The organism is Nitrosopumilus ureiphilus (genome assembly GCF_013407185.1).
Classification (GTDB): Archaea; Thermoproteota; Nitrososphaeria; order Nitrososphaerales; family Nitrosopumilaceae; genus Nitrosopumilus; species Nitrosopumilus ureiphilus.
On record NZ_CP026995.1, the window covers coordinates 683,405 to 697,427 of the forward strand.

General features: G+C 32.7%; 19 protein-coding genes. 13 read left to right on the forward strand and 6 right to left on the reverse strand.

What is annotated here, in order from left to right:
- Positions 1–3: 3 nt before the first annotated feature.
- Positions 4–735 (reverse strand): cytochrome c biogenesis CcdA family protein, encoded by a 732-nt coding sequence (locus C5F50_RS03895; RefSeq protein ID WP_179372377.1) that lies wholly within the window; start codon positions 733–735, stop codon positions 4–6.
- 247 nt (positions 736–982) lie between these two features.
- Between C5F50_RS03895 and C5F50_RS03900 the strand changes: the two genes are divergently transcribed.
- The 4 genes from C5F50_RS03900 (at position 983) to C5F50_RS03915 (ending at position 2,597) form a co-directional block, all read left to right on the forward strand.
- Positions 983–1,435, forward strand: coding sequence for a DM13 domain-containing protein (locus tag C5F50_RS03900; RefSeq protein ID WP_246282134.1), 453 nt, complete (start codon positions 983–985; stop codon positions 1,433–1,435).
- A 37-nt stretch (positions 1,436–1,472) separates the two neighbouring features.
- A complete protein-coding gene (locus tag C5F50_RS03905; protein ID WP_246282135.1) occupies positions 1,473–1,961 on the forward strand; it encodes an ArsR/SmtB family transcription factor in 489 nt (162 codons plus the stop codon).
- 27 nt (positions 1,962–1,988) lie between these two features.
- Positions 1,989–2,291, forward strand: coding sequence for a DUF8036 family membrane protein (locus tag C5F50_RS03910; RefSeq protein ID WP_179372378.1), 303 nt, complete (start codon positions 1,989–1,991; stop codon positions 2,289–2,291).
- Between the two features lie 66 nt (positions 2,292–2,357).
- Positions 2,358–2,597, forward strand: coding sequence for a hypothetical protein (locus tag C5F50_RS03915; protein ID WP_246282136.1), 240 nt, complete (start codon positions 2,358–2,360; stop codon positions 2,595–2,597).
- A 316-nt stretch (positions 2,598–2,913) separates the two neighbouring features.
- Here the strand turns inward: C5F50_RS03915 and C5F50_RS03920 are convergent, their stop codons facing one another.
- On the reverse strand, positions 2,914–3,141 hold the full coding sequence (locus C5F50_RS03920; protein ID WP_179372379.1) for a hypothetical protein: 228 nt from the start codon (positions 3,139–3,141) through the stop codon (positions 2,914–2,916).
- A gap of 384 nt (positions 3,142–3,525) precedes the next feature.
- Positions 3,526–3,648 (reverse strand): hypothetical protein, encoded by a 123-nt coding sequence (locus C5F50_RS13190; RefSeq protein WP_280924470.1) that lies wholly within the window; start codon positions 3,646–3,648, stop codon positions 3,526–3,528.
- Between the two features lie 82 nt (positions 3,649–3,730).
- On the opposite strand from C5F50_RS13190, the gene C5F50_RS03925 reads away from it, so the two are divergent.
- Complete coding sequence (locus tag C5F50_RS03925) at positions 3,731–4,588, forward strand: arginase family protein (protein ID WP_179372380.1); 858 nt, start codon at positions 3,731–3,733, stop codon at positions 4,586–4,588.
- On the forward strand, positions 4,581–6,152 hold the full coding sequence (locus C5F50_RS03930; protein WP_179372381.1) for an aldehyde dehydrogenase family protein: 1,572 nt from the start codon (positions 4,581–4,583) through the stop codon (positions 6,150–6,152). Before C5F50_RS03925 ends, C5F50_RS03930 begins: the two co-directional genes overlap by 8 nt.
- On the opposite strand, the gene C5F50_RS03935 is transcribed toward C5F50_RS03930, so the two are convergent.
- Positions 6,134–6,973, reverse strand: coding sequence for a proline dehydrogenase family protein (locus tag C5F50_RS03935; RefSeq protein WP_246282137.1), 840 nt, complete (start codon positions 6,971–6,973; stop codon positions 6,134–6,136). The two genes, C5F50_RS03930 and C5F50_RS03935, sit on opposite strands and share 19 nt — an antisense overlap.
- 132 nt (positions 6,974–7,105) lie before the next feature.
- Between C5F50_RS03935 and C5F50_RS03940 the strand changes: the two genes are divergently transcribed.
- From C5F50_RS03940 to C5F50_RS03965, 6 genes are all read left to right on the forward strand, one after another.
- Complete coding sequence (locus C5F50_RS03940) at positions 7,106–7,510, forward strand: Lrp/AsnC family transcriptional regulator (protein WP_179372382.1); 405 nt, start codon at positions 7,106–7,108, stop codon at positions 7,508–7,510.
- A 4-nt stretch (positions 7,511–7,514) separates the two neighbouring features.
- Positions 7,515–8,168 (forward strand): hypothetical protein, encoded by a 654-nt coding sequence (locus C5F50_RS03945; protein ID WP_246282199.1) that lies wholly within the window; start codon positions 7,515–7,517, stop codon positions 8,166–8,168.
- A 644-nt stretch (positions 8,169–8,812) separates the two neighbouring features.
- On the forward strand, positions 8,813–9,709 hold the full coding sequence (locus C5F50_RS03950) for a transcription initiation factor IIB (RefSeq protein WP_179372384.1): 897 nt from the start codon (positions 8,813–8,815) through the stop codon (positions 9,707–9,709).
- A gap of 697 nt (positions 9,710–10,406) precedes the next feature.
- Positions 10,407–10,574 (forward strand): hypothetical protein, encoded by a 168-nt coding sequence (locus tag C5F50_RS03955; RefSeq protein ID WP_179372385.1) that lies wholly within the window; start codon positions 10,407–10,409, stop codon positions 10,572–10,574.
- Positions 10,575–10,615: 41 nt separating this feature from the next.
- On the forward strand, positions 10,616–11,302 hold the full coding sequence (locus C5F50_RS03960) for a UbiA prenyltransferase family protein (protein ID WP_179372386.1): 687 nt from the start codon (positions 10,616–10,618) through the stop codon (positions 11,300–11,302).
- 23 nt (positions 11,303–11,325) lie between these two features.
- The gene (locus C5F50_RS03965) at positions 11,326–11,763 is read left to right on the forward strand and encodes a hypothetical protein (RefSeq protein ID WP_179372387.1); all 438 of its coding nucleotides are present in this window, start codon (positions 11,326–11,328) and stop codon (positions 11,761–11,763) included.
- Here C5F50_RS03965 and C5F50_RS03970 read toward each other — a convergent pair.
- Both C5F50_RS03970 and C5F50_RS03975 read right to left on the reverse strand, forming a co-directional pair.
- Entirely contained in the window at positions 11,731–12,414 is a 684-nt protein-coding gene (locus C5F50_RS03970) for a class I SAM-dependent methyltransferase (protein ID WP_179372388.1), read from the reverse strand. The genes C5F50_RS03965 and C5F50_RS03970 overlap by 33 nt on opposite strands.
- Positions 12,415–12,658: 244 nt before the next feature.
- Positions 12,659–12,898, reverse strand: coding sequence for an Lrp/AsnC ligand binding domain-containing protein (locus C5F50_RS03975; RefSeq protein WP_179372389.1), 240 nt, complete (start codon positions 12,896–12,898; stop codon positions 12,659–12,661).
- Positions 12,899–13,279: 381 nt separating this feature from the next.
- On the opposite strand from C5F50_RS03975, the gene C5F50_RS03980 reads away from it, so the two are divergent.
- Positions 13,280–14,023 (forward strand): hypothetical protein, encoded by a 744-nt coding sequence (locus tag C5F50_RS03980; RefSeq protein ID WP_179372390.1) that lies wholly within the window; start codon positions 13,280–13,282, stop codon positions 14,021–14,023.

Genomic DNA, 14,023 nt, shown 5'->3' on the forward strand with positions numbered 1-14,023 from the left:
GTCTTATCCCCACAATACCAATTCGTTTAGGATTGGAAAATTTGCAATGTATGCCAATTGGTTTGTCATTACTAAAATTCCAAGAATAATGATAAATCCACCAAGAATCAATGAATAATACTTTAGATGTTTTGACATTTTTTGTATTATTTTAGTTGCCCTTGAGAAAAACACCCCGATTAGTATGAATGGTATTCCTAAACCAAGTGAATATGCTAAAAGAAGATTAAATGCTACAGATGGAGTAGTGGCTGCAAGTGTGAGAACGGTTCCTAACACTGGACCAACACATGGAGTCCAACCTACTGCAAAAGCTAATCCGAAAAGAAATGACATAGGAAAACTAGTGTTTTTTCCCTGTGGGAAAAATTTCTTCTCCATGTTAAGCTGACGAATTTTTGTACTTAGAACAATAAACACTCCAAACCCTATGATGATTATTCCTCCAACATAGTTTAGAATTGAAACAAACTCTGAAATTCCAGTTGATAAAAAACCGTTAATCAAAATGCCTAGAAATGAAAAAACAATTGAAAATCCCAATACGAAAAATATGGAGTTTAGTATTACCTTTACTCTGTTTATGGAAACAATGGTTTTGTTGTTTCCGCTCAACTCACTAACTGTACTTCCAGAAATATACGCAATAAAGGCAGGAACCATTGGCAGGATGCATGGAGCAACAAATGAGCCTAATCCTGCAAGAACTGCAATTGCGATGGTTACTTCTGACATAAAGCAATTTACTAAATTTAACTTATTAGAATTCGTCCACATTAGACCCCAATCTTTTTTTGAGGAATTATTTTTTCAAAGTCCAAAAGATTGGGGTGTAAACTGGAAAATCCGTTTAATACTTTTTTGTATTAATTTTGTCAATGAATAAATTCATAATAGTTACAGTTGTCGTAGCACTTGTAGGAATATCTATTGCCTTTGCTAGTCCGCTATTTTATGATACAGAAATCAATGAGCCAATTCCATGGACGACACTATGATGGACGACACTATGATGGACGACACTATGATGGACGACACTATGATGGACGACACTATGATGGACGACACTATGATGGACGACACTATGATGGACGACACTATGATGCCAAAATCATACCAAGGAACTTTTGTGGGAGTAAACGATGGAATACATAATGCAGAAGGACAATCCAGAGTTATTTTCTTGGATGACGGTAGAGATATACTTCGATTGGAGAATTTTAAATCTACAAACGGCCCCGATCTCTTTGTATATCTCTCAACAGACACTCAAGCAACAGATATTGTAAATCTCGGAGCATTAAAGGCCAATATGGGAAATCAGAATTATGGAATTCCTGAAGGAACAGACCTAGAAAAATACAATAATGTTTTGATCTGGTGTAAATCCTTCAGTACGTTGTTTGGTAGTGCAGATCTAACCTCCCACTCCTAATTTTTTTAACATGAAAACAAATCTGATTCTTTATCATATGGTAAAACTAAATCATAATGATTTAGAATTTAAAAAAGAACCTGCCTTGAAAGGTTTATCTGTTTTATCTAAAAGTTATTTTCATAGGATGTTTTCTACTTCAATTTCACTCATATGTGTCCCATCTATCTCATCATTCATTTCTGTTATTTTTCACAGCTTTGGAAATAATGTATCTCATAATGATTTCAATGATTCTAGAAGATTCAAGATTATTTTGTGGTCAATAATCTGTGGTACTCGTGGAGGGCCAAACAGAGCAAAAATCCTCAATTTAATTAAGGATACACCTATGAATGCAAACAAAATTGCAACCGTACTTGGTTTAGATCACAAAACAGTAGTTCATCACGTAAAAATTCTTTCAAAAAATGAACTGGTTTCAAAAGCAGAAAAAGACTATGGTGCAGAATATCAATTAACACAAATCATGAAAGAAAATCAAACCGTATTAGAGGAGATTATGCAAAAAATTGGAACAAAGTAAATTAACACATCTCAGGAGAGATGAACCATGATAGACTTTATGCTAGCTGCTGTAGTGTCTGCATTTCTTAACATTGCATTGTTGCTAGTGGTTATTGGAACCTATCTACAAAACATGAAGGTGATTAGATCATACTATACTTCAGGATTAGTTCTAGTGGCAGCATTGTTAATGCTTCAAAATATTGTGATTGTATTGTTTTGGTCTACCCTTTACATGGATGATAAATCTTTGATGATGTCAGCTGACATGGTTTCACATTACTTGTTTGTAATTAATATAATTCAGACCGTTGGATTATCCATTCTAGTCTGGATTACAAGAAGATAATTCCAAAAAAGATTGGGGTCAAAAATGGATAAATCCTTAAGGTGATTTTTTCACATTACTTGTTTAATGAAATCAAAAAAGACAGGAATTCTAGCAATGACTACAATAGTTACAATGTTATCTGTTGTAAGCGTAGCAGGAATCCCTGCATCAAACGCAGCAAAGTCACAGATGTATGAGGTTACGATAACCAATCTTACTCTTGGACAACCAATCATACCACCACTCTTGATAACTCATTCAAAAGATACAGGATTTTTCTTCCTGCTTCCACTCCATTCATTTCGGGCATCGAGTTGTCACTAATAATTAGATCAAAGGGAGTTTCTGGAGGATCTTTTCATATGTCTCAAGTTCTTCTTTTCTATCATGAGAGCAAAAATCTGTGATATGGTTTTAGAATTATTTGTAATCTACTCCTGTCTGATTTATGGGCTATCACTTGTTACAAGACCGCAGTCTTTGCAAAAAACGGCCAAGGTCTTGTGAAGAAAAGAATTCTCAGAAAAGGCCTCAGTATTTGTAGACTTGCAGAATTTACACTCTTTAGGAAATTGCATACTGCTGTTAGTTATTATACTTGTTTAAAACATATTCTCTGATTTCTATCACTGAAATAATCTTATGCATTTTCAGATAATTTGAGGATATGTGTTGTGTTGTTTTTTACTGCCAAGTTTATTGCCTTTTGCATTTTTTCTTGGTAATCTTTATACTCTTTAGTATTCTTGACTATTTCACATTCTTCTACCACTGGTAATTCTCTAAAATTCTTGAATTGCTCAAGAGTCAAAACACACGTATGGTATTTTTCTTCATCCACAAATCTATATTTTACTTTAAATGCCACTAGTATTCATAAATTTATGAATATATTATTATATAATTGCACGCTCCTATGAAAACATCCTTTAATAATTATTAAGGATTGAACCTATTGAGATTTGGCTAAATCAACTTTTTAAAATAAACTCACAGTTGGAAGAACTTATGCAAGATCATATAACAGAGATGCAGAAACTTATGCCAAGTAATAAGATGCATCAATCAATGAAATAACCTTTTCAAAGGTTAATGCTAACCATAGTTTCTTTTTTCATGAATTTCTTTTCTATCTTTATTGCCTCTAGGTGTCCTAACGTAGTTTTACGCTACAACAAGGACATTGAACATCAAGACATCTTGGAAATTCTTCACATGCAGGACATCTTTTCTGTCCACCTTTATATCGATGTCATTCTTTGTATCCTAATGCCTTTGGAAGATCTCTAAACCCACTTTTGGAGTGTTGAGTAAACCCTTGTATAATTTTGGACCCTGCAGTACATCCTCCCAAAATCATGATACGTTTCAACATGATACATATCGTTCTTGTTGGTTTAAAGCATATCTTAACTGTACAATTAAAAATACAAATTCGATAACATTGTAAACTAAACATGGAAAAAATTTGTTGGGCTAATACCGATAATTTTGATGAATCAGAATTTATCATAGTTGGAATTCCTGACGAATCGCAGTCACATGCATTGAGGAAAGGAACTACAGAAGCACCTTTCAAAATTCGTCAAATCTCAAATCAACGAGATTCCTATGAACGAAACGGTGAAAAATCGCTAGGACGTCCCTTTCAAGGCTCTGAAAAAAAAATTCACGATATTGGAAATATTTCCCGCGAACAAATTAAAGCCCTTTATGATAGAATCTCGTCTCTTTCCAAAATACCTGTTTCTATTGGAGGTGATCACTCCATCACTAGTCAGATTATCAATACAATGGCAACAAGACTTGGAAAAATCTCTCTGGTGTATTTTGATGCTCATCCTGACTTTGTAAGTTCTACTACAAACTACTATGGCTCTGTGATAAATGATGTTCTTTCAAATATTGAAATAGAGTCCAGTGTTCAAATAGGAATTCGAACTCCAGAACAAGAAGAATTGGATAATGTCAAAAAACACAATCTAAGCGTGATCACTCCTTTTGACATAGCAGAACAAGGAATAGAACAAATTGCAAATTCAGTACTGGATAGATTAGGGGATAATGTGTATGTTTCATTTGACATGGATTGTATTGATCCTGCATATGCACCTGGTGTTTCTGTTCCAGTTCCCCTAGGTTTGAACAGTACAGATGCAGTATACTTGTTGCAAAAAATTGCAAAAAAGGGAATAATAGGAATAGACATTATGGAGGTGTGTCCCAGTTTTGATGTCAAAGACAGAACATCTCATTTAGCATCTAGAATAATTTCTGAAGTACTTTATTCATCAGGAGAAAAATACTTTGGCTGAATTTGAAAATGAATACACATGGGGCAAGGCTGTTGCAAACAACTCTATTGAAAAATTTCATATGGATTTTGACAGAGCAATTGATAAAGTTCAAAATGAATTAGGTAAAAAATATCCGGCAGTAATCAATGGAAAAGAAATCTACAGTGATGATTGTTTTGAAGTTAGATCTCCTTCTAATACTGGAATTCTTGTGGCGGAATTCCCAAGAATATCTGCCGATGATGCCAAAAATGCAATATCTAGTGCAAAAAAGTCGTTTGAAAAGTGGAGTGATTTTTCATATCAAAAAAGAGCTGAAATATTTAGGCATTGTGCGGATATTTTTTCCAAACAAAAATTCTTTTTGGCATCCTTGATGATCTTTGAGAATGGAAAGAATCGCCTTGAATCTATGGGTGATATTGATGAAACGATTGACTTTATGAGATTCTATGCATTGCAACTAGAAAAGAATCATGGATTCTGCAAACCTACTGTTCATCCCAATCCTCATGAAAAAACACAGACAGTGATGAAACCTTATGGTGTCTGGGGAATAATTGCTCCCTTTAATTTTCCTTCAGCAATTGCAATAGGGATGACTACTGGTGCATTAATTACTGGAAACACTGCTGTTTTAAAACCCGCAAGTGATGCCCCGTTGTCTTCATTTCAGTTTGTAAAAATTTTGTATTCGACAATTCCAGACGGTGCAATCAATTTTGTAACTGGTTTTGGGGAAATAATAGGAAAGACCATCATTGAAAGTCCAGATGTTGACGGCATTGCATTTACAGGCTCTTATCAGGTTGGTATGAAAGGATTTCAAGAATTCACAAAGTCAACTCCAAAACCTTTCATTTCTGAAATGGGTGGAAAAAATCCCGTAATTGTAACAAAACATGCAGATTTAGACAAAGCATCTGACGGTGTGATGAATGCTGCTTTTGGATTTGGAGGACAGAAATGCAGTGCATGTTCAAGAGTTTATGTTCAAAATGATGTTGCTGATCAATTCATTTTAAAACTTGTTGAAAAGACAAAAAAATTGGTAATTGGAATGCCTTGGGAAAAGGATGTGTTCTTGGGCCCTATCATCAACAATGATGCTAAAATAAAATTCGAAAACGCGATTAATATTGCAAGAAAAGACGGAGAAATTCTTACAGGAGGTTCAGTATTAACTTCATTAGGGCTTGAGAATGGTTATTTTGTAGAACCTACAATAGTCACAAAATTGCCTGAAGAACATACGCTTGTCAAAGAAGAATTATTTCTGCCATTTTTATGTATTCAAAAATACGATGATTTTGAGGATGCAATAAAACTTGCAAATCAAACAGAATATGGATTGACTGCAGGAATTTTCAGCAATGATGACAGACAATTAGAAGAATTCTTTGCAAAAATTCAGGCAGGAGTTGTATATGCAAACAGGTATGCAAGTGCAACTACTGCAGCGTTAGTCTCAAGTCAGCCTTTTGTTGGATGGAAACATTCAGGTTCTACTGGAAAGGGAGCTGGTGGTGAAAATTATCTGCAACAATTTATGCATAGTCAGACTCAAACCCGCTGTGACTGAATCAATGAATTTCCAAGTAGTAGGATGTTTCTCTTTCTTTCTTTAATTCTTCTAAATGAATACGGTAACCAATTAATCCCATATGGAATGTAGTCTGAAACCACAAATTTCTTTTTGATTAATTTTGGTTTCAGTTCATCTCTTATTCCTTTTAGCATTTGAAACTCAAATTTTTTAGGATATTTTTTTGCCAAATTCTCTGCCTTTTGTATGATCTTCTCATCATGTGTTGCTATTGCAAATTCATTTCCTTTCTTGAACAGTATCTTCATTAGTTTTACGTAATTTTTATCAACATCTTCTTTTGATTTGAAAGATATTCTTTCTTTTTCTCTATATGCTCCTTTAACTAGACGTATTTTTGCACCAATTCGTAACAAACTACTTAGATCGTCTTCGGTTCTTTTGAGATTTGCCTGTAAGGCAATTCCTATTCTTTCATATTTTGAGAAGAACGAATTGTAAATCTCTATAGTTTCATCAGTATGTTCTGATGATTCCATATCCAACCATACAAAAACATGGGCATGGCGGGCATCTTGTATGATTCTTTCAAAATTCTGATAACATTGTTTCTGATTGATTGAAAGGCCTATTTGGGTTGGTTTTATTGAGATTGCTCCACGAATTTTCCATTTTCTAAAAGAGTTTATGATTTTTTTATATTCTGCTATTGTTGACGTGATTTGTTTTTTTGAAGTATGATATTCTCCTAGTTTGTTTATGATTGCATAACGTCCTGACTTGTATGCGGTTTTTGCTGATATCAGTGCATCATCTATTGTATTTCCTGCAATCCACTGTTTTGCTATTTTAAACAAAACTTTCTCCATTAATTGTGTACCTGTGACCACAGTAAGTAATTTCTAATGATAATTATATGATTTTATATTTATTCTCCAACTCTATTATCCAACCACAAAAGAGAAATTTGATGATTTTACACTAATTGTATGGGTGAGGCTTTTGTTTTAATTAACTGTGAGCCTGGTAAAGAACCATTAATACTTGAACAATTACGAAAAATAGAAAACGTATCTGAAATTCAAGGAACCTATGGTATCTATGATATTGTAACTAGAATAGAATCTGATAACCAATCCCAACTTGACAATATAATTTCAGACCAAATTCGGAAACTAGACTATGTTAATTCCACTCTGACACTCATTCCTACTGACGAACACGAAAGTAGCCTTTCAGATTTAATTCCGGACATAATGCCTGATGTGATACCTGAACAAAAAAAACCTTTGGGAGGACCATTTTCAGAAGAGGGAGAAGATGATTTTGATGAAGATTATGATGAAGATTATGATGATTCGACAAAACTAAATCAGTTTAGAAAAAAGGGATAACTTGGTGCAAATTCATTTTGTTGAGGTAGATAGTTTTCTGGATTTTGCACGATTTGTATGTGCTTTCAGAGAATACCCCTTGAGAGTTTATGCCCACAAATTACATGGCAAGATGGTGTTATCAAGTAGAATTGTTTTGTCAAAATCAATCCTTGCATTTTATACTGATTACCAAGAAGGAAGATACATTGAATATGATCCAAAAGGCGGCAAGGAAACATCACGAGTTGTCTCTTCTATACAATCCACCTCTGATCATGCGCCAATAGTTCATTTAGATTCATTGCCATTTCAAATTAAATACTACAAAAAAACAGCTGATAAATTCAAAATCTCCAAAGTGCTTGATCTAGGAAATCTGGCTCGATTGACATATGATCCTGAGTGGCCTGATAATCCAAAGATAACCCTATTGTGTTTTCCAAAGGGGGAAAAATGGATTGTGGGATACATGTCCGTAATTGAATTAGCTGAAACCGTTTACTGTTTTTATTATGTGGAGTTGGATGAAGAGCCAGATAAACCATTCATAAAATATTCCGGTCATAAGGGAATTTCAGCTCAATTCACAGATATTTTCCAACATGGATTTCCATATCTCCCAGTAGTCAAATTAAAGAAAAACCATCCTCTTTTTGGTTTTATCGCCAAAAAATGAATTCCCTCAGGACGAATATTCCATTCACACAGATATTCTAATACCATAATGACTAAAATTTTTCCTGATTCAAAATCAGTCATAACGGCACTTTCCATACGTGAGGGAATTCCTCAATTCTTGAAAATTAATTTCTGATCCATAGTTACACTGACAGTAGGATAATTATTCGTAGTAATCTGCCAAACTCAAGCACCAGTCCATTGACCGTGTACCCATCGTTACTCTGTTTTTCCTCGATGTTTTCTTTGGTTGATTACTACTGAAATTGGTACGAGAAAATAAAATAAAAACTAGACGATAAAAATAATGAATATATGTTTAATTTTTTCACAAAAATAAACTAAATTATTAGTTTAGATAACTAATTCCAATTCTCTAGAATTAGAACATTTAGTTTGTTACCTCTTGCTAATTAGGTCTCTCTAATTTTCAATCACTTTAAATGAAATTTTGTTGTAATTATAATGTGAGAATTTGTTCATGTGGCAAATGTGGTAAAGAATTAGAAATTCAAAAAAATGTTTTTCATACAAAAAGGCCATTAAATTTCAATGTGTACAGTGTTACTATTCAACATATGGCCAAATCTCTTTTCAGTACAATATGCAACTTGTGGCGACATCTATTGAAAGGTGTTTAAAATGATTATGCCATTTATGCAAGATGAAAACACTTGCATTCATTTAACAATTATATCTGATGATACAACTGGGGAGCAGGTTTGCGAAAATTGTGGGCAAGTACTAATTAATAATGTGGTAGATTATTCTACTGATGGATTTAATGAAAATTTCAATAATGCAAGAACAGGCCCTAAAATATCCATTACAATGTATGATGGGGGTCTTTCCACAGTAATTGGAAAACATAATTTTGATTCTTCTGGTAAGGCAGTATCTCATGAAATGAGAAGAAACATTAACAGAATGAGAATGTGGGATTCTAGAACCAAATCTAATTCTACTGCTCACAGAAATCTAATGATCGCACTTTTGGAGATAAACAAGATTAAAGAAAAAATGTCCTTATCTGATGCAATTATTGAAAGATCTGCATATTTTTACAGAAAAGCATCTGAAAAAAAAATGATACGTGGAAGATCAATCAAAGGAATTGTTGGAGCATGCATTTATGCTGCATGCAGGGAATTAGGAACTACTAGAACTATTATTGAAATTTCAAAATGCATGCATGAGAAAAGAAACATCATAGCAAAAAGTTATCGATTGTTATTCCAACAGCTAAGTCTAGAAATATCTATTCCAGATCCAACTTCAAGCATAATTAAATTTTCCAATAATCTAGAATTATCTGAGAAAATAAAACGAGATGCAATTTTTATCTATGATACTCTAAAAGAGAAACAAGTTATTGCAGGGAAAAAACCAGGAGCTGTTGCAGCTACAGTTGTGTATATGGCCTGCATTAAAAATAATCAAGGTATATCACAACAACAAATATCCAAAATATCAGGTATAACCCAAGTAACCATTCGTAATAGGTTTAAAGAATTTAAACAATATGTGCAACTAATTTAGAAATTTGATAAATCATTTATTGTAATATTATTATAAAAAATATCTCCACAGAGATTTAAACCAAAACCCTTACTCCTAAAAGTTTGGTGAACATCTCACTATCAAAAGTTTGGAAAATAGAAGATTTGAATTATTACAATCAGTTCATTTTAAAAATAATACTAATGCTGCAAGAGCTGCAATCACTCCTACAAAAATCAAGGTATTTCTAACACTATGATATCCTGTAATCAATTCACTCATAATCCCATACTCTAATAATGAAATTTAAACTACAGGTGTTTTTTTCTTTAAATTTATTTAGTAAAGTTGTAAAAAATCAAAATAATTTAACATGTTGTATCTGTTTCTTCATATTGATTACAAATCCTAACACTGGTTATTCCTACAACTTTTGAAATATTTTGTTGAGGCAGATTTACACCAGTTTTGATAATTACCATCCTGACCCTGTAGATAATCTAAGCAGTAATCTTGTAAAACCAAGTATCAGTCATTTGACTAATTTTTATTGATACCGTTTTCTCTCTTGATTTTTTCTTTGGATTACTGCCGCACAATATTAGTTCATTGTGAAATAAAAGCTACATTTGAGAATAATGTACATTTGTTTAATTTTTTTTATTATTATTGAATAATTTCAAGGCATTATGTGATAATAGTAATTTTTAGATATCATAAAATACCATATTTCTATATGGTAAAAACAACCAAACTTATCAAACAAACCAACGGGGTGTATAAAATAGAAATTCCAGAAGAGGATATATCTGAACTTGGTTGGAGAAATGGATATGTTCTAAAAATAGATGCAGAAAGTAATAGAATAATTATTGAAAAATTAAGTGGATTTATGGGAAAATGATTTAATTAAATCATTTAATGTTGTGTTGTTATTAAAAAATAATGCAAAGGGATAGACTAACTGAATGGTTTGTTCCAAAATTTGGTTCTAGAAATTTTAGATTATTGATAGGAATTCTGTTTTTACCCTATACTGGAATGGTGGTATCATTTTCTATATTGGGATCTCTTTCAGTAGAATTTAGCCTTGTTCGATTAATATCCATCTGTGTATTGTATTTTTTTGCAATAGGAATATCTGCACATTGTCTTGATGCTTTAGGAAGCAAGAAAAAACCTTGGGGAGACATATCCAAGTCAAAGCTATGGTTTGCATCAATAATTTCTTTAATCATTGCTTTTTCAATAGGGCTGTATTATGCGTTTTTAGATTCTTGGCTATTGTTTCCCATAGGAATAGCAGAAGGGTTTTTTCTTTTTGCATATAATCTGGAATTATTTCATGGTAAATTTCACAATAACATATCATTTGTAATCTCCTGGGGAATTTTACCAGTTTTTGCAGGAGCTGTGATTCAATCAAACACCATATCGTCTGAAACCATAGTTTTTTCTATAATTGCAGGTATTGCAAGCTATATTTTGATTACTACATCTAGAAAATACAAAGAATTAAGACAACAAAATGCAAATTACCAAAAATATCGTAAAAAGGAAATTATTCTCAAGTTCACAAGTTCAATCATAATATTTGGCACAATTTTCTTTTTTGTTTTCAGGTATCTTTAATTCAGTAAACAAGACAATATTGTATGAGTATGTCTTCTGAAGATTTGTTACAAAGGATATTGGATGCTCCTGTGGGTCAGGTAGTCACTGTTCTTGGAGAGGCTCTTAACTGTAACATACGTCTGCAAGTAGTAGAACAAAACACTGTTGCGCCTAATCAATTTGTGAGAAAGGTTGCAATTACTGCACAGGGATTGCCCGTGATAAAGGCTTATGTGAAATTTGACTCTAGGGTTTTGCCTGAATTTATTTTAGATGATCTTTTAAAGAAAAAACGCGGTGTTGGGACCATTCTCAATGTTAATGGGATTAATGCCTCCAGAAATGTCATATCATTGAACCGAAATCCAGATGAAAATAAGGTGACAAGAGAATACGAAATTATTCATAACAAAACAATTTGGTTTACCATATTGGAAGAAATAAGACTAGGAAATCTTGGTTCCAACAATAATAGTTGAAGTATTCCATGTCAATTCTTTTTTGAATATTTTTAATCCATATTTTTTCATAGTCTCTTCGTATTCTTTTACCCAATTAGTATCTCTTATCATGCGAGGTAAATCAATAAAGACCTGTTTCCAATTGGGAACAAAAAATCCTGCAAAATAAAGTAACTTAAAGTAAAAATTCCACAATTTTCTTACAAATAGATTTGTTGGATATGTAAAATCATGTAAAATTATTTTTCCACCTACCTTGAGATGATCAATGCAGTTTTTAATCAGAACTTCAGATATGCAATATTTTGACAAATATGATGCAGTAATACAATCAAACTTTTCATCCAGATTAAGTTTTTCAGCATCTTGATTTACAAAAGAAATATTTTCATATACAATTAATTTTTCTTTTGCTTTTTCAAGATATTTTTTAGTGATGTCAACACCTATTATTTTCACGTTTGGAATTTTATTTACAATTTGTTCTGTTAGGATTCCAGTGCCACAAGCAAGATCCAACACAGTTTTCTCAGTCAACAATTGTTCTACAATTTTATGTTTCCAAACATTATCTTGTCCAAAAGTAGTCAGGTGTACTATTCTATCATAGGAACTGGCAGTATTGTTAAAAAACGTTGGAACAAAATCTTTGGGACGTTTTTTAATCATGAAATTTATTGAAGTTTTTGTTTAAAGTAGTTTATGAATAGGTATATGTTAAAGGATTTTTTGAAGATTTTTTTTAAAAAATACGCTTGGGAATTTTTATCCGCCTGTGGCTGCGTCAAACAACGCACATTCACACTTATCTCGTTCCCCACAATAGGGACACTTGCAATGACAATGGGGTAATGAATTTTTGCATGTCTGACAACAAGTGTATTCTTCTATTTCCTGTTTTAACATAATCTCCTCACCCTTGCCCCTCAATTGCCATAAGCGTTAATGTATTTCTTATTGTAGGCAACTTGCGAATTTTCCATGTAATGTCTTCACGTAATTCTTTTACGTCTTTATTTGCAACTTCGACAATAATGTCATATGCCCCAAATGTTCCATGAGCCTCATTCACTGATTTCATACTGCGTAATGCAACCAGTGTATCCCCTTCATGTCCTAAATCACAATTGATTAAAACATATGCTTTTTCCATACATTATTCATTTGTGCACATCTTATTTTAATTCCTCAAAAAAATATCTTAGATGTTTTTAAAAAAATAGAGTATTTCTGAATGAATTTTAAGTAAAAAAAATTTACATTTAATTTTCATGATGCAGTATATCATATTAACATGAGAGAAGATTTTGCAGAATATACAAAATGTGACGGATGCAATGCAGCATTATTGTTATGTGATTGTAACTGTCCAAAATGTGGCAAAAGAGAGAATTGTAATTGTAATCTAAAACCAATCAAATGGAGTGATGTTATATGCTAAAAGGGTCCTGTCAAGTTATAGGGACATAAATTTACTTTTTTCAGTATTACAGTATAACTTTCAATAATTTAAGACAGTAAACATCAGTTAACGATGCAACAGGCTACCAAATGTGTTTGGCAGTTTCATGATAAAAAAGATGAGCTAGCAAATGTCTTTAATTATTTCAGATTGTGTACAAATGAGGCTATTCGTATCTCAGATGAAAAAAATATAACTTCACGCAATACAATGCACCACGAACTGTATGAACATCTCAGGAATAATTCAGATTTTTATGCAAAATATGTTCATGGATCCCTGTCTGTTGCAAAAGCAAGACTCAAACTATACCGTGCAACCAAAAAGAAAAAACCAAATGCAAACAGGCCCTATGTGAAAAGAGACATGATAACACTTGACAACCAGTCATTCAAGATTATTGATGGATACCTAAGATTCCCAATCAGGGCAAAGCAGTACCTCTTTGTCAAACTTGCGTCATATGTAATGGAGCAGATAGAAAACACAAAGTTAGGCTCAATTACTCTGACTCCTGAAAAATTAATCATATCATATTCCAAAGAGATCATACAAAGTGCGCCAAAAGATTTTGTAGGAATTGACAGAAATCTTGAGAATGCAACGAGTTATGACAGTATGGGCAAATTCATGTTTTATGATCTAAAAAAATCAAACGGCATCAAACAAAAATACAGGGAGGTGAAATCTCACTTTAAAAGAAATGATGCAAGGATTAAAAAGAAATTATTTACAAAGTATGGCAAGAAGGAGAAAAACAGAGTACATCAACTGCTCCACAATGTCTCAAAGAGGATCACATCACAGAATCAGTGA

Coding starts and splice junctions, on each gene's coding strand:
- C5F50_RS03895 (WP_179372377.1), bottom strand. CDS start 735: ATGTCAGAAGTAACCATCGCAATTGCAGTTCTTGCAGGATTAGGCTCA.
- C5F50_RS03900 (WP_246282134.1), top strand. CDS start 983: ATGGACGACACTATGATGGACGACACTATGATGGACGACACTATGATG.
- C5F50_RS03905 (WP_246282135.1), top strand. CDS start 1,473: ATGGTAAAACTAAATCATAATGATTTAGAATTTAAAAAAGAACCTGCC.
- C5F50_RS03910 (WP_179372378.1), top strand. CDS start 1,989: ATGATAGACTTTATGCTAGCTGCTGTAGTGTCTGCATTTCTTAACATT.
- C5F50_RS03915 (WP_246282136.1), top strand. CDS start 2,358: ATGAAATCAAAAAAGACAGGAATTCTAGCAATGACTACAATAGTTACA.
- C5F50_RS13190 (WP_280924470.1), bottom strand. CDS start 3,648: ATGTTGAAACGTATCATGATTTTGGGAGGATGTACTGCAGGGTCCAAA.
- C5F50_RS03925 (WP_179372380.1), top strand. CDS start 3,731: ATGGAAAAAATTTGTTGGGCTAATACCGATAATTTTGATGAATCAGAA.
- C5F50_RS03940 (WP_179372382.1), top strand. CDS start 7,106: ATGGGTGAGGCTTTTGTTTTAATTAACTGTGAGCCTGGTAAAGAACCA.
- C5F50_RS03950 (WP_179372384.1), top strand. CDS start 8,813: ATGATTATGCCATTTATGCAAGATGAAAACACTTGCATTCATTTAACA.
- C5F50_RS03955 (WP_179372385.1), top strand. CDS start 10,407: ATGGTAAAAACAACCAAACTTATCAAACAAACCAACGGGGTGTATAAA.
- C5F50_RS03960 (WP_179372386.1), top strand. CDS start 10,616: ATGCAAAGGGATAGACTAACTGAATGGTTTGTTCCAAAATTTGGTTCT.
- C5F50_RS03965 (WP_179372387.1), top strand. CDS start 11,326: ATGAGTATGTCTTCTGAAGATTTGTTACAAAGGATATTGGATGCTCCT.
- C5F50_RS03970 (WP_179372388.1), bottom strand. CDS start 12,414: ATGATTAAAAAACGTCCCAAAGATTTTGTTCCAACGTTTTTTAACAAT.
- C5F50_RS03975 (WP_179372389.1), bottom strand. CDS start 12,898: ATGGAAAAAGCATATGTTTTAATCAATTGTGATTTAGGACATGAAGGG.
- C5F50_RS03980 (WP_179372390.1), top strand. CDS start 13,280: ATGCAACAGGCTACCAAATGTGTTTGGCAGTTTCATGATAAAAAAGAT.